At 73.2% G+C, this 22146-nt stretch carries 16 protein-coding genes; 3 read left to right on the top strand and 13 right to left on the bottom strand.

Annotated features, from left to right (window positions below):
• Positions 1-258: 258 nt before the first annotated feature.
• The 3 genes from Sm713_RS34725 (at position 259) to Sm713_RS34715 (ending at position 4053) form a co-directional block, all read left to right on the top strand.
• Positions 259-1911 carry a threonine/serine exporter ThrE family protein gene (locus Sm713_RS34725; protein ID WP_212915053.1) on the top strand — a complete coding sequence of 551 codons (1653 nt, stop codon included), beginning with the start codon at positions 259-261 and terminating at the stop codon, positions 1909-1911.
• 233 nt (positions 1912-2144) lie between these two features.
• On the top strand, positions 2145-2963 hold the full coding sequence (locus Sm713_RS34720) for an enoyl-CoA hydratase/isomerase family protein (protein ID WP_249416887.1): 819 nt from the start codon (positions 2145-2147) through the stop codon (positions 2961-2963).
• A gap of 97 nt (positions 2964-3060) precedes the next feature.
• A complete protein-coding gene (locus Sm713_RS34715) occupies positions 3061-4053 on the top strand; it encodes an LLM class flavin-dependent oxidoreductase (protein WP_212913910.1) in 993 nt (330 codons plus the stop codon).
• Between the two features lie 119 nt (positions 4054-4172).
• On the opposite strand, the gene Sm713_RS34710 is transcribed toward Sm713_RS34715, so the two are convergent.
• The 13 genes from Sm713_RS34710 to Sm713_RS34650 form a co-directional block, all read right to left on the bottom strand.
• A complete protein-coding gene (locus Sm713_RS34710; protein ID WP_212913909.1) occupies positions 4173-4916 on the bottom strand; it encodes an FkbM family methyltransferase in 744 nt (247 codons plus the stop codon).
• Between the two features lie 140 nt (positions 4917-5056).
• Complete coding sequence (locus Sm713_RS34705) at positions 5057-6454, bottom strand: MATE family efflux transporter (protein WP_212913908.1); 1398 nt, start codon at positions 6452-6454, stop codon at positions 5057-5059.
• Between the two features lies 1 nt (position 6455).
• Positions 6456-10139 carry a type I polyketide synthase gene (locus Sm713_RS34700; protein WP_212913907.1) on the bottom strand — a complete coding sequence of 1228 codons (3684 nt, stop codon included), beginning with the start codon at positions 10137-10139 and terminating at the stop codon, positions 6456-6458.
• Complete coding sequence (locus Sm713_RS34695; protein ID WP_212913906.1) at positions 10136-10990, bottom strand: ACP S-malonyltransferase; 855 nt, start codon at positions 10988-10990, stop codon at positions 10136-10138. Before Sm713_RS34695 ends, Sm713_RS34700 begins: the two co-directional genes overlap by 4 nt.
• Positions 10991-11266: 276 nt before the next feature.
• Positions 11267-12301: an ACP S-malonyltransferase gene (locus Sm713_RS34690; RefSeq protein ID WP_212913905.1), complete on the bottom strand. Its 1035-nt coding sequence runs from the start codon at positions 12299-12301 to the stop codon at positions 11267-11269.
• Positions 12302-12320: 19 nt separating this feature from the next.
• The gene (locus tag Sm713_RS34685) at positions 12321-13331 is read right to left on the bottom strand and encodes a hypothetical protein (protein WP_212913904.1); all 1011 of its coding nucleotides are present in this window, start codon (positions 13329-13331) and stop codon (positions 12321-12323) included.
• A 1418-nt stretch (positions 13332-14749) separates the two neighbouring features.
• A complete protein-coding gene (locus Sm713_RS34680; protein ID WP_212913903.1) occupies positions 14750-15433 on the bottom strand; it encodes an SDR family NAD(P)-dependent oxidoreductase in 684 nt (227 codons plus the stop codon).
• Positions 15430-16794, bottom strand: a complete 1365-nt coding sequence (locus Sm713_RS34675; RefSeq protein ID WP_212913902.1) for an MmgE/PrpD family protein — start codon at positions 16792-16794, stop codon at positions 15430-15432. The genes Sm713_RS34680 and Sm713_RS34675 overlap by 4 nt, the downstream gene beginning before the upstream one ends.
• Positions 16791-17783: a tripartite tricarboxylate transporter substrate binding protein gene (locus Sm713_RS34670; protein ID WP_212913901.1), complete on the bottom strand. Its 993-nt coding sequence runs from the start codon at positions 17781-17783 to the stop codon at positions 16791-16793. Before Sm713_RS34670 ends, Sm713_RS34675 begins: the two co-directional genes overlap by 4 nt.
• 17 nt (positions 17784-17800) lie before the next feature.
• Positions 17801-19342, bottom strand: coding sequence for a tripartite tricarboxylate transporter permease (locus Sm713_RS34665; RefSeq protein WP_212913900.1), 1542 nt, complete (start codon positions 19340-19342; stop codon positions 17801-17803).
• 82 nt (positions 19343-19424) lie between these two features.
• The gene (locus Sm713_RS34660; protein WP_212913899.1) at positions 19425-19907 is read right to left on the bottom strand and encodes a tripartite tricarboxylate transporter TctB family protein; all 483 of its coding nucleotides are present in this window, start codon (positions 19905-19907) and stop codon (positions 19425-19427) included.
• Between the two features lie 85 nt (positions 19908-19992).
• Positions 19993-20694, bottom strand: a complete 702-nt coding sequence (locus Sm713_RS34655; RefSeq protein WP_212913898.1) for an MmgE/PrpD family protein — start codon at positions 20692-20694, stop codon at positions 19993-19995.
• Complete coding sequence (locus Sm713_RS34650) at positions 20691-22121, bottom strand: MmgE/PrpD family protein (protein ID WP_212913897.1); 1431 nt, start codon at positions 22119-22121, stop codon at positions 20691-20693. The genes Sm713_RS34655 and Sm713_RS34650 overlap by 4 nt, the downstream gene beginning before the upstream one ends.
• Positions 22122-22146 lie beyond the last annotated feature (25 nt).

Here is a 22146-nt window from a genome sequence, read left to right as displayed (position 1 = left end):
CGCGGTGGCCGACGCCCGCGGCGGGCCCCGTACGAATCTCTCGCGGCGAGCCGCATGACCTGGTCACAGGTCGTGTGACCCGCCGCTTCCGTGCGCGCCTGGGAGCGCGCGTGCCCGGTGCCGGCGGCATCCACAAGCGGGTCGTAGGGGGTCCGGCGTGGGAATACTCAGCCGTGCGCGCTGGTACAGCAGGGGGACGTTCGGCGAACGGACGGAAATCACAGCAACGGACAGAACAGGAGTGGGGCGGAGCAGGTGATCGAGTCGGGTGACAGTGACGACCGCAAGCTGAAGTCGGACGAAGCGAGGAGCGCGTTCACGCAGCCGGTGGGCGTGGTCCCGGGTCACGCCGTAGCCGAGGACGAGTCGCACACGACGTCGGAGTTCGCGGTGCCGCAGGGGCTCGTGCCCGCGGGCTCGCTCCACGACCAGGAAGGCTCCGCGTTCAGCCCGCCGCGCACCTACCGCGCGCGGCACGCGCCACCGGCGTTCATCCCACGGGCCGACGCGCCGGTCGTCAACGGGCTGGCCAAGGAGGCGCCTTGGCAGGACCGTATGCGCACGATCCTGCGCCTGCCGGTGGCCGAGCGGCCCGCGCTGGAGCCGGTGGCCAAGCACGAGGACGACTCGGGGCCCGCGGTCCCGCGCGTACTCGACCTCACCCTGCGCATCGGGGAGCTGCTGCTGGCGGGCGGGGAGGGCGCCGAGGACGTGGAGGCGGCGATGTTCGCCGTCTGCCACAGCTACGGGCTCGACCGCTGCGAGCCGACGGCCACCTTCACCCTGCTGTCCATCTCCTACCAGCCGTCCCTGGTGCACGACCCGGTGACGGCCTCCCGGACCGTACGCCGCCGCGGCACCGACTACACGCGGCTCGCGGCCGTCTTCCGGCTGGTCGACGACCTCAGCGAGGACGAGAACGGGATCCCCCTGGAGGAGGCCTACCGGCGGCTCGCCGAGATCCGGCGCAACCGCCACCCCTTTCCCGGGTGGGCGCTGACCGCGGCGAACGGGCTGCTGGCGGGCTCGGCCTCGGTGCTCGTCGGCGGCAACCTGTTGGTCTTCATCGCGGCGGCGGTGGGCGCCATGCTGGGCGACCGGCTGGCCTGGCTCTGCTCGGGGCGGGGGCTGCCGGAGTTCTACCAGTTCACGGTGGCCGCGATGCCGCCCGCCGCGATCGGGGTGACGCTCACCGTCCTCCACGCGCAGGTGCCCGCCTCCGCGGTGATCACCGGTGGGCTGTTCGCGCTGCTGCCGGGTCGGGCGCTGGTGGCGGGCGTGCAGGACGGGCTCACCGGCTACTACATCACCGCCGCGGCCCGCCTGCTGGAGGTGGTGTACTTCGTCGTCGGCATCGTCATGGGCGTGCTGATCGTCCTCTACTTCGGCGTGCGCCTGAACGCCAAGCTCAACCCGGATGAGGCGCTGCCGAACGTGGACCGGCCGTACTGGCAGATACTCGCCGCGATGATGCTCTCCCTGGCCTTCGCCGTGCTGCTCCAGCAGGAACGTTCGACTGTCCTGATGGTGACGCTCAACGGAGGCGTGGCCTGGGTCGTCTACGGGGCGATGCACTTCACCGGCCACATCTCGCCCGTGGCGTCCACGGCCGCGGCCGCGGGAGTCGTCGGCCTCTTCGGCCAGTTCTTCTCGCGGTACCGGTTCGCGTCCGCGCTGCCGTACGTCACCGCGGCGATCGGGCCCCTGCTTCCCGGCTCCTCCACGTACTTCGGGTTGCTGGGGTTCGCCCAGAACGATGTGAACGCGGGGCTCGTGTCGTTGACGAAAGCCGTGGCACTGGCCATGGCCATCGCGATCGGGGTGAATCTGGGCGCGGAGGCCTCCCGGATGCTGATCCGCGTCCCCGGCGCCCAGGCACGCCGCGCGGCGAAGCGCACACGCGGCTTCTGACGCCGGCGCCTCGACGACCTCGTTCCGAGGGATCGAAGGACAGGCATCGAAGGCTCCGGAGCGAGCCGATCCACGGCCCCCGCCGGCGCCCAGGCCCGGCAAGCCCGGCTCGCCCGCCCGGAAGTCAACCCGCGAGAGGCGCTCGGCGGATACCCAGGCGTATCAGCGAGCTGCCTGAGCTGCCCGGATGTAGTGTCGGGACCCGGCGAGCCCCGACGCAACGGAGGAACGTGGTGACCTTCGACGGATACGAGCAACTGGCATTCTCCCGCCGCGACAACGGTGTTCTGCTCATCACCCTCGACCGGCCCGAGAAGTACAACGCGGCCGACGAGGGGATGCACACCGAGCTCGCCAGGGTCTGGAACGACGTCTCCGCCGACCCCGGGACCCGCGTCGCCGTCATCACCGGCGCGGGCAAGGCGTTCTCCGCCGGCGGGGACCTGGCCATGGTCGAGCGGATGGCAGGCGACTACGACCGGGTGTCGCACATGCTCAAGGAGATGAGCGACCTCGTCTACAACATCGTCAACTGCGAGAAGCCGATCGTCTCGGCGATCAACGGCGTCGCCGTGGGCGCCGGTACCGTCGCCGCGCTGCTCGCCGACGTCGCCATCGCCGCCGAGGACGCGAAGATCGGCGACGGCCATGTGAAGCTCGGCGTCGCCGCGGGCGACCACGCCGCCATCATCTGGCCCCTGCTCGCCGGCATGGCCAAGGCGCGCTACTACCTGCTCACCGGCGAGATGATCACCGGTGCCGAGGCCGAGCGCATCGGCATGGTCGCCAAGGCCCTGCCCCGTGACCAGGTACTCGACGAGGCACTGAGGATCGCCGACGCGCTGGCCACCGGTTCCCAGCCGGCGATCCGCCTCACCAAGCGGACGCTCAACAACTGGCTGCGCACCTTCGGCCCCACCTTCGACCAGTCGGCGGCGTACGAGATGCTGACCTTCCTCGGCCCGGACGTCGTCGAGGGCTACACCGCTCTCCGTGAGAAGCGCGCCCCCCGCTTCCCCTCCGCACCGCCCTCGGGGCCTGTGCCCGCATGACCCTCACAGCCCGCGTCCGCACATCCCTCACAGACCGTGACCGCATGGTCCTCAGGACCCGCGGCGCTCACGGTCGTGGACAAGGAAAGAGCCCCCGATGCCCCAGACAGACGCCACCGCCGCCCGCAACCGGGTCGGTGTCATGCTCCCCCGCGACCTGCCCGTGCGGGAGGTGCTGCCTTATGCCCGGCGTGCCGAGGAGCTGGGGTTCGACCAGGTGTGGGTGGTGGAGGACCTCGGTTTCCGCGGCGGGCTCGCGCAGGCCGCCTCCGTCCTCGCCAGCACCACCGGCATCACCGTGGGCATCGGCATCCTGCCCGCCGGCGCCCGCAACGTGTGCTTCGCCGCGATGGAACTGGCCACGCTCGCCCAGCTCCACCCCGGCCGGCTGATCGCCGGCATAGGACACGGCATGCCCGACTGGATGCGCCAGGCCGGAGCCTGGCCCGCCAGTCCCCTGACGCTGATCAAGGAGTACACGACCGCGCTGCGCCTGCTCGTGCGCGGCGAGCCCGGCCCGGCAGCCGGCCGCTACGTGCACTGCGAGGGCGTCCGCCTCACCGAGATCCCCGACGTCGTCCCTCCCGTCATCCTCGGCGTGCGCGGCCCCAGGTCGCAGGCGGCCGCGGGCGAGGTGGCGGACGGGCTCCTCCTGGCCGAGCCCGCGAACCCCGCCTACGTCACGTCCTCGCTCCGGAACCTGGGCGGTGCCGCCTACGGGGGCGACCTGGAAGTCGTCACCTACGACATCGCCGCCGTCGACGACGACGAGGCCGCCGCGCTCGACCGCGTCCGCGACGGCCTGTCGGTCGTCGGCGAGCCGGACTGGGCCCCGCACATCGGCCCCCTGCCCTTCGCGGCGCAGCTGCGCGAACACCGCGCCGCCTGCGCCGACGCCCGGCAGTTCGCCCGGACCATGCCCGCCGACTGGGTCCGCGAGCTCAGCATCTCCGGCACCCCCGACCAGGCACGGGAAGCGATCGAGGCCCGCCACGCGGCAGGCGCGACCAGCGTCGTCCTCGCCCCCGCGGGCCCCGACGTCCCGGCGTCCCTCGCATCACTCGCCCGCGCTCTCGGCCCTCGCCCCTGAGGGATCCGCGGACGTGACCCTGCGGCGGCCCGAAGACCGGTCGCCGCTCGGTCACGGGCGAGGCCGCCCACGAGAGTCACCCGTTCACGGGCGGGGCCGCGTGCTGGAGAGTCACCCGTTCACGGGCGGGCCGCGTGCACGACATAGGTCAGTATCTCGGGCGGAATCAGCGGGGAGAGCTCGACGGTGGACGGCAGGCCGTGGCGGTCCAGGAGGGCGCGGATCGCGTCGAGCCTGCCGTCGATGTCCTGGACCTCCAGGATGACCTGGTCGATCTTCGTCCAGTCCCCGGCGTCGATTCCGAGAAGCACATCGAGTTCCGCCCCTTCGACGTCCACCTCCACGAGGTCGACCCTGCTCCGGTCGCCGAGGAAGCTGGAAAGCCGCTCCACGGCGGCCCGGACCTGGCGGCCGGTGTGCTTCCGATCGACGACGGACGCTCCCTCGATGGGCACCAGCACCGACTTCTGCAGTTCCTTCTGGGCGGGGTAACGCGTCGAATTGCCGGGGATGACCGGATAGTAGGTGAACGGCACGTCGGAATCGCGTTCCGAGCCCAGCGCGCACGGCTGCACGGTGACGTCCTCAAGGCCGTGCATCTTCACGTTCAGCCGCAGCACGTCCAGCGTTTCCGGGATCGGTTCGAAGGCCAGTATCTCGGCTTTCGGCCACCGCTGCTTCACGTACAGCGAGAAGAGGCCGATGTTCGCTCCGACGTCGACGACGAAGGGCCGGGCGGGAAGGCTCACCTTGTCGTAGCAGCCCAGCTCGAATATCTCCCTGTACTGGAAGCGGGCCTCGTCCGGACTCTGCGCGTAGCACCGCAGTTCGCCGTCGAAGCTGACCAGCTCGTATCCCGACATGCTCTGAGACCCTTCTAGGAGATGAGAGGCACCTGATCCCTCGACGGAGGCATCTGGACCCTGGATGCCGAGCCCGGAGAAGGCATACGGCGGACGGGAGGCCGGCGGCGGCGGAAGGCATACGGCGGACGGCGGCCTCGTCACCGGTCGACCCTGTCGTCCGGTTTCACGGCGGGCCGGCTCCTGCGCGGTGGCCGGGGTGCGGTCGCCCTCGCCGTCTGCCAGGTGGCCAGCAGCGTGTAGCCCAGTCCCACGGCCCAGCCGATCACCGTCGCCCACATGACGCCGTCGACGCCCCATGCGTGTCCCAGCACGTACGACAACGGCAGCCTGACCACGCCCAGCGACGCCACCGTGCAGATCAGCGGCACGACGGCGCGGGTGATGCCGTTGAACCAGCCGTGCAGCACGATCGTCAGCGTGTAGCACAGGAAGAAGGGTGCCGTGATGAGGACGTACCGCTCGGTCACCAGCCGGGTCTCCGGGTTGCCGGAGAACAGCGCGGCGATCGGCCCGCGTTCGGCGAGCAGCAGCAGGGACACCACCACGGTGAGCGCGGCGCCCAACCAGGCGGTGCTGCGGACCCCTTCGCGGATGCGCGCGCTCTGGCCCGCGCCGGTGTTCTGTGCGGTGAACACCATCAGCGCACCGGAGAGGTTCAGGAACAGCACCGTGGTCAGCAGCTCCAGCCGGGAGACGACGGTCAGCGCCGCGAGGGCCGGCTCCCCGAACGGCGTGATGATCCACACCAGCACCAGGATGCCGACGCCGATCAGCAGGTACTGGGCGCCCATCGGGGCGCCGACCCGCAGGCCGCGCCGTACCTCGGCGCGCACCGTCGCGGCCGTGACCGCGGCGGCCGGGGACGGCCGCCGCCGCTCCTCGCGCACCAGGCGGACCAGCCCGGCCACCGCCGCCAGGGAGTTGGCGGCCAGCACCGCGAGCGCGGCGCCCGCGATCCCGAATCGCCAGGGGCCCACGAACAGCCACGCGAACGTCGCGTTCAACGCGCTCGCGGTGATCTGCAGGCCGGTGGCACCGCGGGCGTCGCCGCGGCCGGTCAGTACCGCGCACACCGCGCCGAGCGCGTAGATCGCGACCATGCCCGAGCACAGCGTCACCACGAAGGTGCGTGCCTCGGCGGCGACCTCGCCGGTCACGCCCGTCAGCGCCAGCAGCGGCCCCGCGGCCGGCACCGCGATCGCGGCGCAGAGCACCGACCACGCGCCCGTGCAGAGCGCGAGCGCCAGCAGCGCGCTCCGGTCGTCGTGCCGCCCGGGGCCGCTGAGCTTCCCGGCGCCGGTGAGCTGCCCGAGCCGTACGGCGAACGCGCCCGAGACACCGGTGAACAGCGAGCTGAGGATCGCGTAGAGCGGCTGCGCCGCGCCCATCGCGGCCAGGCCGGCGACGCCCACGTACCGGCCGACGACCGCGCTGTCGACCAGCAGGTAGCCCTGCTGGAGCAGATTGGCCAGGGCCAGCGGGGCCGCGATCCCGACGATCCCGGTCAGGATCGGGCCCCGCGTGAGGTCCGGCACGTCAGTCTCCGGGCAGGGTCAGCAGGTCGTCGAGCCACGCGTCGTCGTCGCCCGGCCCGCCTGCGGCGTACTTGTCCTCGATGAGCCGGCTGACGGCGACCACGGTCCGCTCGCTCATCAGGTCGATGGTGTCGAAGGGGCGGCCGAGGCAGGCGGAGATGTTGTTGCCGATGGTCATCGCCATGATCGAGTCGGCGCCCAGGTCCCGGAAGTCGGCCCGCACATCGATCGTCGGGTGGCCGAGGGCGTGCGCCAGGCAGCGGCCCACCATCAGTTCCCCGTCGGTGTACACGCCGTCGAGGCGTCCGGTGAGCCGCACCTCGGTGGACTCCACGGCCTCGCGCAGGCGGGTGTTGACCTGCTCGGTCCGCTCCGCGAGCGCCTCCATGCCCTTGTCGATCTTGCCCTGGACGTCCGCGGAGAGGGCCAGGTTGTACGAGGGCAGGACGCTCATCAGCTCGCTCGTGTAGTTGACCTCGCCGGCGAAGAACCCGGCCCGGTCCCCGCGCAGCGCCGCGTCGACCAGGTCGAGGCCCGCGCGGGTGCGCAGCGAGCGGAACGCCAGGTCTCCGCCCACGCCGGCGGCGACGGCCATCCCCACCTCCCGCCAGGCCACCCAGTCGATGCTGATCACGCGGTGCTCCGGCGTGTTCAGCGCCCGTGCCAGGTGGTCCAGGTAGAAGTTCGCGGCCGCGTAGTCGGCCTGGCCGAGTGCCGGGAACACCGCGGCCACCGAGGACATGTGCAGCACGAAGTCGGGGCGGTCGTCCCGCGTCAGGTGGTGCAGGAGGAACGCGCCGCGCAGCTTCGGCCGGAGCACGGACGCGAACGCGTCCGCGTCCCGGTACACGATGAGGTTGTCACCGGGCACGCCGGCGGCGTGCACGATGCCGTCCACCCGGCCGTGCGCGGCGCGGATCGACTCCAGCACGGCCGCCAGCGCGGCTTCGTCGGCGATATCGGCGGCCACCGGGTGCACGGTGGCGCCGAGGGAGGCGATCTCGCGTACCGCCGTGACGCGTCCGGCGGCAGGGTGCCGCGGGTCGGCGGCCACCGCGTCCCATTCGGCCTCCGGTGGCAGGCCGGTGCGGCCGAGCAGATACAGGTGGATGCCGGGGGTGCCGGCCGCGAAGTGCCGGGCCGCCTCCAGGCCGATGCCGCCGAGACCGCCGGTGATCAGGTACGCGCCACCCGGCCGCAGGTACGCGTCGCGGACCGCCGGAATCTGAGGCAACTCGGCGAAGGATTCCCGGTACTTGTCCGTGCCGCGCAGCACGTACACGCCGGCCTGCCGGGCGAGGATCTCGTCCCGCAGCAGCGTGGCCGGCACCGCGTCGTCGACGTCGAGGAACCGGACGGTCAGGTACGGGAACTCCCGGCCGATCGCCTTCGCCAGCCCGGCGAGCGCCGCGTGTTCCGCGACCACGCCGGACTCGCCCGGCCGGGCCGCCAGCGCCTGCCGGGTCAGTACCACGAGGTCGATGGCAGCGCCCGCCTCCATCAGCGCCTTCGCCAGATGGAAGAGGCCCATCAGGTGCTCGTCGACGCGGCGGTCGAGTTCCGCGGGATCGGCTGCCGGCCGGTCGTCGAAGGCCGGTGCGTACACCAGGTGGGTGAACCCCTCGTCGACGAGTTCCTCGGCGAGCAGGTCCGGTTCGGCGTCCTTGTCGCCCGGCGTGCGCAGCACCGCGTCCGGCAGGGCGGCGGCCACGGCGCCGGCGGAGGCCGGGCTGACCAGCGCCAGCACGCGGCCCGACGGGTCGCCGGCTTCCGCGAGCGGCGCCGGCGCGAACTCCACCTCGTGGGTGAGCGGGTGCCTGTCCTGCGGCGCCGCGAGCGTGAACCGGTCGCGCCAGGTCTCGGGGAAGTCGATCCAGGCCCGGGTCTCCTCGAACTCGTACGGTGGCAGGTGCACGATCCGCGGACGGTCGCCGGCGCGGTCCGCGGAGTACTCGGCGGACTCGGCGTACAGCGCGTGCAGGTCGAGTTCGGCGCCGCCCGTCCAGCCTCGGGCGGCGTCGGTGCCTGCGGCCTCGGGCACCTCGCCGGCCTCGGTGGCCGCCAGCGCCGCACGCAGAGCGGACAGGTCCGTGACCGTGTAGGCGAGCCGGTGCCGGTGTCCGGCGCGCGAGACGTTCGAGGTCCAGCACACGTCCCGGATGCTCCCGCCGATCCGGCCGTCGTCGATCGACTCGCGGTAGCGGGTGACCAGCCGGCCGAGCGACGCCGGGCTCTGCGCGCTGAGCGTGAACAGGTAGGAGGGTCTGCCTTCGCCGGACGCGGCGGGGGCCATGGGGGACCCGGATGCGGCGGGAGCCGCCTGGGACCGGGGCGCGGCGGGAGCCGCGGGGAGCCCGGAGGCGGCCGTCGCCGCGTCGAACTCCTCCAGTACCGCGTGCGCGTTGGTCCCGCCGAGGCCGAACGCGCTGACCCCGGCCCGGCGGGGGCCGTCCCCTGCCTGCCACTCGCGTGCTTCCAGCGGCACGTACACCGGGCCGTCGTTGAGGTCGATCGCGTTGTTCGGGCGCACGTAGTTGGCCAGCGGCGGGATCACGCGGTGCCGCAGCGCGAGGGCGGTCTTGATCACGCCCATCACACCCGAGCCCTCGAAGAGGTGGCCGATGTTGGCCTTCACCGTGCCCACCGCGCAGAACCGCCGGTCGTCGGTGCGGGCGGCGAAGGCCCGCCGCAGTCCCTCGAACTCGATCGGGTCCCCGACCCGGGTGGCGGTGCCGTGCACCTCCAGGTAGCCGATCGTGCGGGGGTCCACGCCCGCGTCCTGCCACGCGGCCTCAAGCAGGTCGGCCTGGGCCCGGGCGTCCGGCGCGGTCATCATCTCGGAGCGGCCGTCGTGGTTGACCGCGCTGCCCTTGATGACCGCGTACACCTGGTCGCCGTCCGCCAGCGCCCTGTCGAGGCGCTTGAGCACGACGGCCCCGGAGCCCTCGCCGAAGCCGGTGCCGTCCGCGCTCTCGTCGAACGTACGGGTCACACCGTCGGACGACTCGATGCCGATCCGGGTGTGCGGGTGCCGCACGGGTGCCAGCACGATCCGGGTGCCGGCCACCACCGCCATCTCGCAGTCGCCCAGCAGCAGCCCCGCCCTGGCCTGGTGCAGCGCCAGCAGCGACGCCGAGCAGGCACTGTCGACCACCATGCTGGGGCCGCGCAGGTCGAACAGGTACGAGAGCCGGTTGGCCAGCATCGTGACGATGTTGCCGGTGATGCCCAGCTGCCCCAGCGTCGGGTCGACGCGGGAGAAGTACTCCATGTACGACCAGCCGGGGTTGCCCGCGTAGCCGACGTACACGCCGGTGCGGCTGCCGGCCAACCGGTCGCCGACGTGGCCGGCGTCCTCCAGGGCGCGGTACATCGTCCGCAGGACCAGCCGCTGGTGCGGGTCGGTGACCGCGGCCTGCTTCGGGCTCATGCCGAAGAACTCGTGGTCGAACAGGTCGACCCGGTCCAGGAAGCTGCCGTCGTGGAAGGCGACACCGTCCTCGGTGTCCGGAACCAGCGCCGATTCCCAGTAGTAGTTCAGGTACTCCTCGACCTCCCGGCGCCGCCGCGCCGGGAAGGGCCGGGTGAGGCTCCGGCCGGTGCGGACGATGTCCCAGAAGGCGTGCTGGTCCGGTGCGTCCGGCACCTCGACCGAGAGGCCGATGACGGCGATGTCCGTGGTCACAAGCGTTCCTCCGTCGGCTGGGCCGCGATCCGGGTGATGAAGGCGGTGAGGGTCTTGCCGCCCACTTCGTCGAAGTGGGCGACGCCCTCGGCGCGGAGGGCCGTGACCGCCCGGACCCACTCCACGGGGCGGTGGATCTGCCTGCTGAGCAGCTCGACCGCCTGGTCGGTGATGAACCGTGTGCCGGTGACGCTCGACATCACCGGCGTGTGCCCGGCACGGAACTCGTACTCGCGCAGGACCTTCGCGAACGCCCGGCCGGCCGAGGCCATCAGGGGCGTGTGGAACGGACCGCTGACGGCGACCGGCAGGACCCGGACGCCCGGGCCGCGCAGTACCCTGACCGCGAGCGCCAGCTGCGACCGGTCTCCGGCCACCGTCACCTGCGTGTCGCTGTTGCGGTTGGCGACGTGCACGAGGTTGAGACCGGCTCCGTGCAGCGTCGCCTCGACCCGCGCGGAGCCCAGCCCGACGACCGCGACCATCGCGCCGCGGGTGACGCCGGCCATCAGCTCGGCGCGGCGCCGGACCAGTGCCAGGCCGTCCATCAGGTCGAGGACGCCGGCGGCCACCAGCGCGTTGAACTCGCCCAGGCTGTGGCCGGCCACGTAGTCGTACCGGCGGCCGCCGCGTTCGAGATCCAGCCAGGACAGCGCGTTGACGAGGAAGACGGCGGGTTGCGCGTAGCGGGTGTCGGCGAGCCGGTCGTCGGGGTCGTCGCGGCACAGGCGCGCCACGGAGTAACCGAGCAACTCGTCCGCCGCCGCGGTCTCCCGCGGGTACCGCTCGAACAGGTCCTCTCCCATGCCCTTGTGCTGTACGCCCTGGCCCGGAAAGACCAGACAGTGCATTCGTGCTCCTTCTCAGGCGAGGGGGCTTCTGGTGGATCTCCGGGGGAGAACGAGCGGCTCCCCCACTGCCCGAAGGCGTGGGAGGTGCCCCCAGTGCGTGCTCTGGACATCCCCCCGGCCGGAGGCTGGGGGAGTGCCGGGTGCAAGGCCCCGCCGGTGGACCGGACGTACTTGGGCTTGTGCCCGGTGCGGCGAGTGGGGGCACCTCCCACGCCCTTGAGGCAGTGGGGGAACCTGTCGGGCGTTCGCGACGCCACGGAGATCCATCAGAAGCCCCTAGGGTTCGGGGATGCGGCGGTAGCGCAGGTCGTCGTCGCTGCCGCGCAGGCTCTCCCGGGTGAACACCAGGGCCGACGCGCCCGGTCCGAAGTCGACCACCTGGTCGGGACGGCAGTCCTCGATCGCGGCGTGGACCGTGCCGGGCCAGTCCAGCGGGCGACTCACCGCGTGGGCGAGGACGTCGGGCAGCAGGTCACCGCGGTGCTGGAGGTTGACCGGCGCGTCGGCGACGTAAACAGGCACGGCCAGCCGGTCGCCGGTGAGCGGGAACGTCATGAAGTGCCGGTCCTCCAGCGCCGCACGCACCGCCGGTGCCAGCAGCGCGGTGTGGAACGGCGCGGTGCTGCGCAGGTAGGCCCACCGCACCCCGGGCGCGGCCAGCCGCTCGGCGTGCGTCCCCCGGAACTCCGCGAGTTCGGCCGGAACGCCGGCCAGTACATGCGAGCGGTCGGAGTTCGCGAGAGCCAGGTGAACCCGTGTGCCCCTCACCAGCTCGCGCAGCTCCTCGGCGGGCATGCCCAGGACCGCCGCCATCGGCGTGGCCGCGTCCGTCTGCGGCGGTGCCAGCTGGTGGCAGCGGATCAGGGTGAGCGCGGTCATCGCGATCAGGTCGTGGCAGAGCGCGGTGTACTCGCGGCGGCTGGTCATCCGCATCCCGGCGACCATCGCGCCGATCAGCCCCATGCTGTGGCCGATGGCGGCCACCGGCGGGGGCCGGTCGCCGTCCGCGCCGCCGACGGCGGGTTGCAGCATGCACAGGTGGTAGATGTGGGCGCACAGGCCGTCCACGATGGAGTGCTGCAGGACACCGGCGTCCGGCGCCTCTCCGCGCAGCCAGGCGGTCAGCGGGATGCCTTCGGGCAGCTCCCCGCGGTAGGCGTCCGCGCCGACGTGGTCGAGGACGCGCGCCACCGCCTCGGCCGCGGTGGTGAAGTACCGGGCGTTCTCCGGCCGCGCGTAGAGCGCTCGCAGCGCGGCAAGCGGCGGGCCGTGCATGCCCGCCATGCCGCTGAACAGGTATAACTGTCGCACTTGTCCCCCGGGGGTGGCGCTACCGGACACTGGCCGCGGCCGGCAGGATCTGCGGGAGGCCGGCCGCCTCGTCGACGAGCAGCCGCGCCGCCCGCTGCTCGCTCAGCCGCAGGTGCGCGAGGCCGCGGCGGATCTGGTCCGCCGACAGGGCGTGCAACCCGGCCTGGAAGGCGCCCACCCGGTCCGACAGCACGGTGGCGAGCTGCGCGATGCGTGCGTACGCGGTGCGCACCTGCTCGCCGTGGCCGGTGCGTGCGAGGAACCGGCGGAACAGGGCCCGTGAACCGGCCAGCAGCGCCATGCTGTTGACACCGGGCGAGCGGTACGTGGCATCGGCCGACGCACGCTCCATGACAAGGTTGTCGCCGACGACGTCGTAGAGTTCGAAGCCGTCGCGGAACCCGGCCAGGAACGCGCGGTACGCGGCCTCGAACCCCTCCCGGTCGGGGCCGGACGCCTGCCGGACGGTGCTGCAGCCGGTGAACCAGCGCTCGGGTTCCCGGGCGTAGCCGTCGCGCAGCACGTCCCAGCCCACCATCAACGGCGCGTACTCGTGGTCGTCTGCGGTGTTGTCCACCAGCAGCACGCCGTCGGGGCCCGCCCCGCAGACGAGGAACGAGTGCAGCAGGCCGTACTCCTCGCGAACCGTGCCGGTCCGGCCCATGAACTCGACCCAGTAGGGGAAGTGGTTCCGGGGCGCGTAGAAGAGCACCGGCTGACCCGCGGACAGGAACCCGGCCAGTCCGGACTCGAAGGTGTCCAGGTCGACGCGCTCGGCCGAGAGCACCTCGAACCCGAGCAGGCGCAGGTCGCCGTCGGTCACGTAAGGGGTGTCGAACGCCCAGCGGTCCCTGCCGTGCAGGTAGCAGTGGCGGTAGACGTCCGAAGTGGAGCCCAGCGCCCCGTACATCAGCAGGTCGGACCAGGCGGTGCGGCTGCCGGCGTACGCGAGGAGCTGGGCCTTCCGGCAGTGCAGGTGGTTGTTCGGGTCCTGGGTGCGGATCCGGTCCACGCCCGGCAGTTCGATCATCCGGTCGACGGGCAACTCGCGTAAGGCTCCGCTCGGGGGCGGCACAGGCGAGCGATCAGTTGTTCGCATGGTGCGCCACACGATGTCAGCGGCCTCAACACCGGTCAACAGAATCGAATTTCCTATCGAGCGATAATGCGCACCCGCAGAATTCGGCATGCCGCGCCGCCCCAAGGGGATGGAACGCGGGTTCTGAGCTGGGCAGAAACAGAGGGGATGGTCGACGGGTGCGCTCCTGCCGCGTGACGTCTTCGCCGGTCAGCACGGTGCAGCGGCAAGGAGTTTTTGGCTGGAGTGATCTGTTGAAATGGGAGCGCTCCCCCAGGAAGGGGACCCCGGTCGCGCCCGGTCACGAAGCGCTCCGGGGCGCCCGGAGCGCCGCCTACGACCGGCCTGCCGAGCCTGAGCCGGAGCCGAGCCCGCCTGGCGGAAGCGGTGCCGGCGGGCGCGGGCTCGTCCGGCGCTGCGCGGGTTGCCCTGGTGGATGAAGCCGGCCCAGGCGGGCACCGTGCCGAACAGATCCCGGGAGCGCTCGGCAAGCGCGAGCAGGTCGCCGGAGAGTCCCGGTACCGGGCTGCGCTCCGGGTCCAGCATCCACAGTTGCGCGGCTCGCAGCGCGTCCGGCGGTGCGAGGCCGGCCACCACCAAGTGGTGTCAGTGCCGCGGCGAGCAACGCCGTGGCACCGCGTCGCTCCTCGGCCGGAAGAGCGCCGGAGCGTGCCGCGCGCAGCAGTTCGAGAGCCCGGTCCCTGTCACCGTCGCTGTCGCCGGTCCCAGCCGTCGGCCTGCGCAGATAGCGCAGGGCGTACAGCTCTCCGAGCCGCGCTCCGACGAGCGCGCGCAGCGGATCGTCCGGCGGCACGAGGGGTGCCAGCTCTGCTTCGAGAGCGTCGAGTTCCTCCAGTGCCCGCTGCTCCGCGGCCGGATCCGGTGCCTGCGACGGCTGCGCTGCGGACTCGCCGAACCATCTGGCGGGCAGCAGCGCCGTCGCCGCGGCGACGGCACGCTCCGCGCGCTCCCGCAGTCCGGGACCACCGTCGCCGGCCCCCGTCCCGTCCCGCTCGTCCCGGCCATCGCGTCCCGTCTCCCCGCTGTACCCCCCGGAGCCCATCCGCCCCGCCCCCTCTCCCCGATTCCCCCGTCCGCGCACCCGGCACTCGGAGCGGGCCGCCGAGTGGCGACGCGGCCGCTGTACGAGACACGGGTACCACCCATCATCCGGAACGGGTACGGGCCAGGTGGATGTGAACGCCACGGAGACCGGGAGTCGACCGAAAGCCGACCGGCGTGTGACCGGTGCCCCGGGGGCGCGTTCCGCGCTACTCCCTACCGCCCGGAACGGGTCGTGACGCACCGCACCGCCCGCCCTGGCCGCCGGCCATGAACCCGGCGCCAGGGCCGGGGCAGCTGCAGGCCCCCTACCGGGGACCGCCCGCCTCGATGACCTGCCCGCTGATGCCGCCCGACGCCGGCAGGGCGAGGTGGGCGACGAGGTCCGCCACCTGCTCGCGGCGCCGGGCCCTCTCGGCGCCGGTGTCGGCGTGCATCCTCGCCGGCGAGACGGCGTTGACGGTGATGCCCTCGGACGCGCAGGCGTTCGCCAGGGCGAGCGTGAGGCCGACGAGGCCGTGCTTGGCCGCGGAGACGTGCACGCGCTCCGGGTCTCCGCGCAGCGCGTTCGCGCCGAGCAGGTTGACGATGCGGCCGCCGCCCGAGGCCCTGAGCGCGGGCAGCACGGCCTGCGCGCAGCGGAACGCCCCGTCCAGCGTCACGGTGTGGGCTCGCCGCCAGTCCTCGAAGGTCATCTCCGCGAGCGGCACGCGCTCGCGCAGGGCCGCGTTGTTGACCAGGACCCGCAGCGGACCGAGGGACGCGGCCCGCCGCATCATCTCCTCGACCGCGCCGCCGTCCGTGACGTCCGCGCGCACAGCCGCCGCGCGGACGCCCAGCGCCTCGGCCTCCCGTGCCACCTCCGCGGCCCGCTCCAGCGCGGTACGGGTGTTGACCACGACGTCGAACCCGGCACGGGCGAGGGCGAGGACCACGGCACGGCCGAGACCGCGGCCCGCGCCGGTGACGACGGCGACCCCGAGCCCCGTCATACGGCGGCCCTCTGCGCGGTGGCCCGTACCAGCGCCCCGAAGTCGGCGAGCTCCTCGGCGCGCCGGCAGAGGTCGAGCAGTGCCCGTGCGGCGCCTGCGCCGAGCCGGGGGCCCGCCACGTCGAGGAACTTCGCCTCTATGTCCGCGTCGGGCAGCGGGTTGCCGGGGGTGCCCTTGTTGTGGGCGACGGTCTCCCGCAGGACGCGGCCGTCATGCAGGGTGACGGCCACCTCGGCGCCCTGCTTGCCGATCGACGGATCCGCGACGACCGTGACGCGCTCGCGTGCCTCGCCGGTGGCCGGGTCGCACGCTCCCTCGTCGGTGAAGTGCGCGAGCCCGGGACGGGGCGCGAGGAGCGCGACGGCGGCTCCGTGGGTGAGGCTGAACTTGGCGTCGAGCCCCGTCCGCGGGCGCACCTTGCCGGTCACGGTCGCCGCGTAGGGGTGCACCCGCGCCTCGACCTCCGCGACGTCCTCCGCGGTGAACCCGTGGCGCTCGCGCAGTGCGAGGACCGCGTCGATGGTGGGGTGGGTCAGCGAACCGCTCGGGTAGGCCTTGTAGCCGTTCGCGGCGAGGTGCCACAGCGCCCCGAGCCGGTCCAGCAGGGGCTCGTGGGTGGGCGCGGGTGCCAGGACGGCGAGGAAGCCGCGGGCGCCCTCGATGATCGTCATGGCCGAGGTGAAGCCCTCGTCGGCGAGAACCGCGGAGAGCAGGCCGTCCATCGCCGCCTTGCCGGGGTGCAGCGCCTTGCCGTCCGTGCCGTACACCTCCTTCAGGCCCGCCGCCTGCGTGCCCGCGGTGCCGAGGGCGTGCGCGGTGCGCTCGGGGCCGAGGCCGAGCAGCCGGGCGCCCGCGGCGGCGGCTCCGAGGTGCCCGGTCGTGCCGGTGACGTGCCAGCCGGCCTCGTAGTGCCCGGGGCCGGCGGCGATGCCCACCCGCGCCTCGGTCTCGAACCCGGCGACGAACGCGGCGAGCGCCGCCGCCCCGCCGACGGGCCGCTGCTCGGCGAGGGCGAAGACCACCGGCCACACGGGGGCGCTGCCGTGCACCGTCGTGTCACCGGGGTTGAAGGTGTCGTCGTAGTCCTGGAGGTGGGAGGCGAAGCCGTTGAACAGCGCGGCGTGCGGGGCACTTGCGCGTTCGCCGCGGCCGATCAGGGTGGCCGCCTCGCCGGGGGCGAGCCGGTCCGAGGCGCGGTGCAGGGCGTCGGCCGAAGGCTGCCCGGCCCCGGCCAGCGCGGCGGCGAGCCAGTCGACGAGGGCCCGTTTCGCCTCGTGCACCACGCCCTCGGGGATGTCCTTCAGGTCGAGTCCGGCGGTGAACGCTGCCAGTTCGACGGTCGCTCCCCGGGCCGCCGTCACTGCTGCACCAGCCCGAGCCGGTCGACCAGGGTCTTCAGCTGCTCGTTCTGGGTGTCGAGGAACGCGGCGAACCGGTCCGCGTCCATGTACTGCGTGATGTCGCCGTTCTGCCGGGCGTAGCGCGCCCACTCGGGGGTCTTCACGAGCTTGCCGAACTCCTTCTGGTAGTACGTCAGCGCGGCGGCGGGCATGTCGGGCGGGCCGACGAAGCCGCGGAACTCCGTGGGCAGGTCGGACACGTCGAACCCCTGCTCCTTCAGGGTGCTGGCCTTCGGGAAGGCCGCGACCCGCCGGTCCCCCACGACGGCGACGATCCTGATGTGGCCAGCCTTGACCTGCTCCGAGAAGTCGCCGCTCGCACCGATCATCATCTGCGCGTCGCCCCTGAGCAGGGAGGCGATGCGCTGCCCGCTGTCGCTGAACGTCAGGTACTTCCACTTCGCGCCGGTCCCCGCCTGAAGGGCCTTGCCGGTCAGCGAGTCGGTCGCGGTGACGGAGCCGCCGACCTGCACCAGGCGGTCGGGGTGCGCCTTCGCGTCGGCCACGAGGTCCTTCGCGGAGCGGTACGGGGAGTCGGCGCGCACGGCGAGCAGTTGGGGTTCGAGGAGGACTCCGGCGACGGGTTGCACCTGGTCGACGGAGACGGAGGCGCCGCTGAGGGTCAGCGGGGTGACCAGCCAGGTCGGGGTGACGGCGGCGATGCTGTCGACGCGGCCCTTCCTGCCGATGAGGTAGGACATCGCGCCGATCCCGGAGCCCTCGGCCTGGTTGCGCACCGGCCAGTTGTCGGAGATCAGCCGGGTCTTCTGGAGCAGCTTCACGACCTGCCGGGCGAAGACGTCGCTGCCGCCGCCCGGTCCGGTGTGCACGACGATCTCGGTCCTGTTGGGCGTTCCCGAGGACGACATGCCGCCCCGCTGGAGCCCGCAGCCCGTGAGGGCCAGCGCCATGGCCGTCGTCGCCGTGGCCCAGCGCGTCACTGTGCGCATGGTTCGCCTTCCTTGGTTCACGGGGTGCCGGTGGTCTGGTGGGCGGGCTCCGGTGCCGCGGCCCGGGGCGCGGGCGGGCGGCGCCTGCGGCCGGTGAGGAGGATGACGAGCACGACCAGCAGCGCGATGCCGAGGACGGTCGCCGCGATCGGGCGCTCCACGAAGATCAGCGGGTCGTTGCCGGAGAGCACCAGGGACTGCCGTACGGCGTTCTCCGCCATGGGGCCGAGGACGAAGGCCATGAGCATCGGCGCGGCGGGTATGCCGAGCTTGCGGAAGACATAGCCGACCAGGCCGAACCCGGCGAGCATGTAGACGTCGAGCATCGAGCTGCGCACGCTGTAGACGCCCACCACGGCCAGCACCAGGATCGCGGGGTACAGCACCCAGTAGGGGATCTTGAGGATCTTCACCCAGACCGGGATCATCGGCAGGTTCAGGATGAGCAGGGCCATGTTGCCGATGTAGAGGCTGGCGATCACCGGCCAGCCGATCTCGGGGTGCTGGGTGAACAGCAGCGGCCCGGGCTGGAGCCCGTACAGCAGCAGTGCGGCGAGCATGACGGCCGTGCTGGCGGTGCCGGGCAGGCCGAGGCTGAGCAGCGGGATCATGGCGCCGCCCGACTCGGAGTTGTTGGCCGCCTCCGGCGCGGCCACGCCCTCGATGGCACCCTTGCCGAAGCGTTCCGGCGTCCGTGACGTGCGCTTGGCAAGGGTGTACGAGAGGAACGACGCGACCGTGGAGCCGCCGCCGGGCAGGGCGCCGACGACGAACCCGAGGACGGAGCCCTGCGCGATGGCCGAGCGGCTGCGCACCAGGTCGGCCCTGGAGGGCAGCAGCTCGCGCAGCTTGCTGGGGACGGTGAACAGCGGCCTGCCCATCGCCGTCTCGACGTTGACGAGCACCTCGCCGACGGCGAAGAGGCCGACGCTGAGGGTGATGAACTCGATGCCGTCGGACAGCCCCGTGCTGCCGAAGGTGAACCGCTGCTGCCCGGAGAAGATGTCGACGCCCACGGTCGACAGCAGCAGCCCGAGCCCCATCGAGATGAAGCCCCGCAGCGGCGACTCGCCGGCCATCATGATGACGAGGAGCAGGGCGAAGGCCATCAGCGCGGCGTACTCGGGCGGTCCGAAGTCCACGGCGAGTTCGGCCACCCAGGGCGCGGCGAAGGTCAGCGCGATCACGCCGAAGGTGCTGGCCGCGAAGCCGGAGATCGCGGACATGCCCATGGCCGGCCCCGCCCGGCCCTGCCGTGCGAGCGGGTGGCCGTCGATGCACAGCACCACGGACGACGGTTCGGTCGGGATGTTGAGCAGGATCGCCGTCGTCGACCCGGCGAACTTCGCCCCGTGGTAGATCCCGGCCATCAGGATCAGCCCGGTCGCCGGGGGCAGGCTGGTGGTGAGCGGCAGCAGGATCGCGAGCGTCGCGGGCGGCCCGAGACCGGGCAGGATCCCGATCAGGGTGCCGATCACCACTCCCACCGCCACCCAGAACAGGTTGAGCGGGGTGAACGCGGCCCCGAAGCCGTCCATCAGGTTGTGCAGTGCACCCATGTCTGTCCTTGTCTCTTGAGCCGCGCGCAAGCGTGCCGGGACCCGCCTCGGGGCCCCGGCGGTCCGCCGGGTGCCACGACGCTCAGGCCTGGCCGAGCAGGAGGCCGGTGGGGAGTTCGACGCCGAGCAGGTAGGCGAAGACGGCGTAGACGACGAGCGGGATCAACACGGCCGCGAGGATCGCCTTGAGGGGGCGGATCCGCTCCACGGCCAGCAGCAGGTACGCCACCAGCAGGGCCATGGCGGGCAGGAACCCGGCCACGAGGAGCAGCGGTGCGGCTGCGGCGAAGCCGATCCACACCCGGCCCGCGCGCAGGGCCCGCGCGGCGTCGAAGCCCTCCGCGGCCTCCTCGGTGCCGCTGTCCGCCGGTGCCTGGCGGCGTACGAGGGTGACCACGGCCATCAGGACGCCGAGCACCACCAGCGCCCCGGCGGCCAGGTCGGGGAAGAACCCCGGCCCCGGCACGCCGTGTTCGCCGAACATGTGCAGTCCGGCGCCCTCTACCAGCGCGAAGGCGCCGAGCGCCGCCACGAACAGACCTGTCCCGATGTGGGCCTTGCGCACAGCGACCTCCGTGTCCTGGTGTGACTGCTGCTCCTTCGACGGCCGCGGTGCAGGCCGGCCGGTGGCCGGGCGGTGGCCGGGCGGCTCAGTTCCAGTGGGCGCCGAGCCGGTCCCGTGGCGGGCGGGCGCCCGGGGACATCAGTGCGAACAGGCCGCGCCGCCCTTCGAGCGGCTCGGCCGAGGAGGTGAAGCCGTTCCCCGCGAGCAGCGCCGCCTCCACGGCGTTGGCCGCCGTCTTGCCCAGTTGCAGGGCCCAGGCGTCGGTGCCGCGGGCGCCGGCGAGACCCGCGGCCTGGGTCGCGGCGAGCCCGAGCAGATGGCGCGTGGGGAGTGCGCCGAGAGCGAGCAGCCGGCCCGCGGCGGCCGCCGCCCCGATCGCGCCCGCGGTGCACTGGGCGGCCCAGCCCGCGTCGGTGTGCGCGGTGCCCAGCGCCGTGGCGATGTGCTCGGCCACCGCGTAGCCGAGCGCCGTGGCCTCGGCCGCGCGGGCGGGATCGGCTTCCAGCGCGCCGGCGGCGGCGCAGACCGCGATCCACTCCGGTCCGCCGTCGCCGTCCGCCCCGGCCTCGGCGCCGGCGCCCGCGGCGGTGGCCGACACCCATGCCGTCCGCACGGGGCCGGCCTCCGCGGTGCCCAGCGCCGCGCGCAGGGCGCGCACCGCCGAACTCTCCGCGCCCGCGCGGCCGGCCTCGGCGAACCGTGCCAGCTCCGCCGTCGCCGACTCGCGTGCGGCGGGCGGCGGGGTCGTGCTCCGGACGAAGTCGACGACGTCTTCGGTGGCGGTCATCGGTGGTCCTCCTGGCTGGTGCCGGGCGTGCCGCTGCCCGGCACCAGCTGCGTGGCGTTTTCGGGGCGGATCACCGCGACCAGCGCGGCGATGCCGGGGGCGCCGTCCAGGCCGTCCACCGCGTCGCGGATCCGTGCGGGGGCCTCCGCTCCCAGTTCCGGCTCGATCAGCTTGCGCACCTTCTCGAACAGCTCGCCGTCGGTGAGCGGCCTGTCCAGGCTGCCGCGGGCGTGCCGGACGCGGGTGACGACCTCGGGCCCGTCCTCGCGGGCGGCCCGGAGGGTGGCCTCGTCGCGGGCGCAGGACTCTGAGGGTCGCAGGGTGATCAGCCCGCGGAGCCTGACGACGTCGGGGGCGAGCGCACGCTCGTCCCCGAACTGGGCGATGCCCGCCTCGCCGTCGATCAGCCCGACCGCTGCGGCGTGGTAGGCGCTGAACCTGGCCTGGAGGTGGTCCCCCGGCTGCCGGCGCCCCATCAACTCCGGTACGAGGGGGTGGCAGTCGATCTCCACGGCGGTGACGGCACCGGGGTCGCCGATCTCCGCGGAGGCGGCGATGGCCGCGTCGATGCACGGGTGGGCGACGATGCCGCACGGGTAGGGCTTGAAGGCGTTGTCCTCCAGCTCCCAGTCCCGGTCCCACGGCCCGCCGAGGCGCCCGCGGTCGACGCGGTCGCTGAGCACGTCCAGGACGCCCGACGGGCCGAGCGGGTCCGGGCCGCCGCCCGCGCCCGCGGCGGCCAGCCGCGCGGCCAGAACGCCGTTGGCGGCGGCCTTGCCGGGGTGGAAGGGCTTGGTCATCGAGCCGAACCCCTCGCGATGGCCGAGGACCATGGTGCCGGCCAGGGACAGTGCCCGTTCCAGGGTGGCGGCGTCCTGCCCCAGCAGCAGCGAGGCGGCGACGGCCGCGCCGAGGACGCCGCAGGTGCCGGTGATGTGCCAGCCCAGGTCGTAGTGGCGCGGCGAGATGGCGTTGCCGATGCGCAACTGCGCCTCGCAGCCCAGCGCGAACGCGGACAGGTAGCGAGATCCGGCCACGTCGAGTTCCGGTTCCAGCGCGAGCAGGGTGCCGAGGGTCGCGGCGCCGGGGTGGATCACCGTCGCCAGGTGGGTGTCGTCGAAGTCGTCGAGGTGAGCGGCGGTCCCGGCGATGAGCGCGCCCCAGTGGGCGTCCACCGTCTCCGCCCGTCCCGGCACCGCGACGGTGCCCCGGACGCGCTCGTCACGTGCCGTCGCCAGCAGCGCGTCCACGGCTGCGGTGCGGGCGCCGCCGATCGCGGTGCCGAGGACGTTGAGGAGGCTGCGCCGCGCGGCGCGCGCCACCTCGGGCGGCAGCGGGGCGGCGTACGCGTCCAGCAGGTGGCGGCAGAACGCCGCGGACACGGTCGACGGCGCGGGCGCCGCCGCGTGTGGGGTTCCCAGAGGCATGCACGGGACGGTAGAAGCCACGGGT

The organism is Streptomyces sp. TS71-3, from assembly GCF_018327685.1.
Taxonomy (GTDB): domain Bacteria; phylum Actinomycetota; class Actinomycetes; order Streptomycetales; family Streptomycetaceae; genus Streptomyces.
Note: the sequence above shows the minus strand (reverse complement) of the source record. Positions and strands in the feature narration are given on the sequence as shown.

Excerpts from the sequence above, each read along its gene's own strand:
- Sm713_RS34665 (WP_212913900.1), bottom strand. The coding sequence starts at position 19,342 with ATGGGTGCACTGCACAACCTGATGGACGGCTTCGGGGCCGCGTTCACC.
- Sm713_RS34715 (WP_212913910.1), top strand. The coding sequence starts at position 3,061 with ATGCCCCAGACAGACGCCACCGCCGCCCGCAACCGGGTCGGTGTCATG.
- Sm713_RS34685 (WP_212913904.1), bottom strand. The coding sequence starts at position 13,331 with ATGATCGAACTGCCGGGCGTGGACCGGATCCGCACCCAGGACCCGAAC.
- Sm713_RS34655 (WP_212913898.1), bottom strand. The coding sequence starts at position 20,694 with ATGACCGCCACCGAAGACGTCGTCGACTTCGTCCGGAGCACGACCCCG.
- Sm713_RS34710 (WP_212913909.1), bottom strand. The coding sequence starts at position 4,916 with ATGTCGGGATACGAGCTGGTCAGCTTCGACGGCGAACTGCGGTGCTAC.
- Sm713_RS34670 (WP_212913901.1), bottom strand. The coding sequence starts at position 17,783 with ATGCGCACAGTGACGCGCTGGGCCACGGCGACGACGGCCATGGCGCTG.
- Sm713_RS34680 (WP_212913903.1), bottom strand. The coding sequence starts at position 15,433 with ATGACGGGGCTCGGGGTCGCCGTCGTCACCGGCGCGGGCCGCGGTCTC.
- Sm713_RS34650 (WP_212913897.1), bottom strand. The coding sequence starts at position 22,121 with ATGCCTCTGGGAACCCCACACGCGGCGGCGCCCGCGCCGTCGACCGTG.
- Sm713_RS34695 (WP_212913906.1), bottom strand. The coding sequence starts at position 10,990 with ATGCACTGTCTGGTCTTTCCGGGCCAGGGCGTACAGCACAAGGGCATG.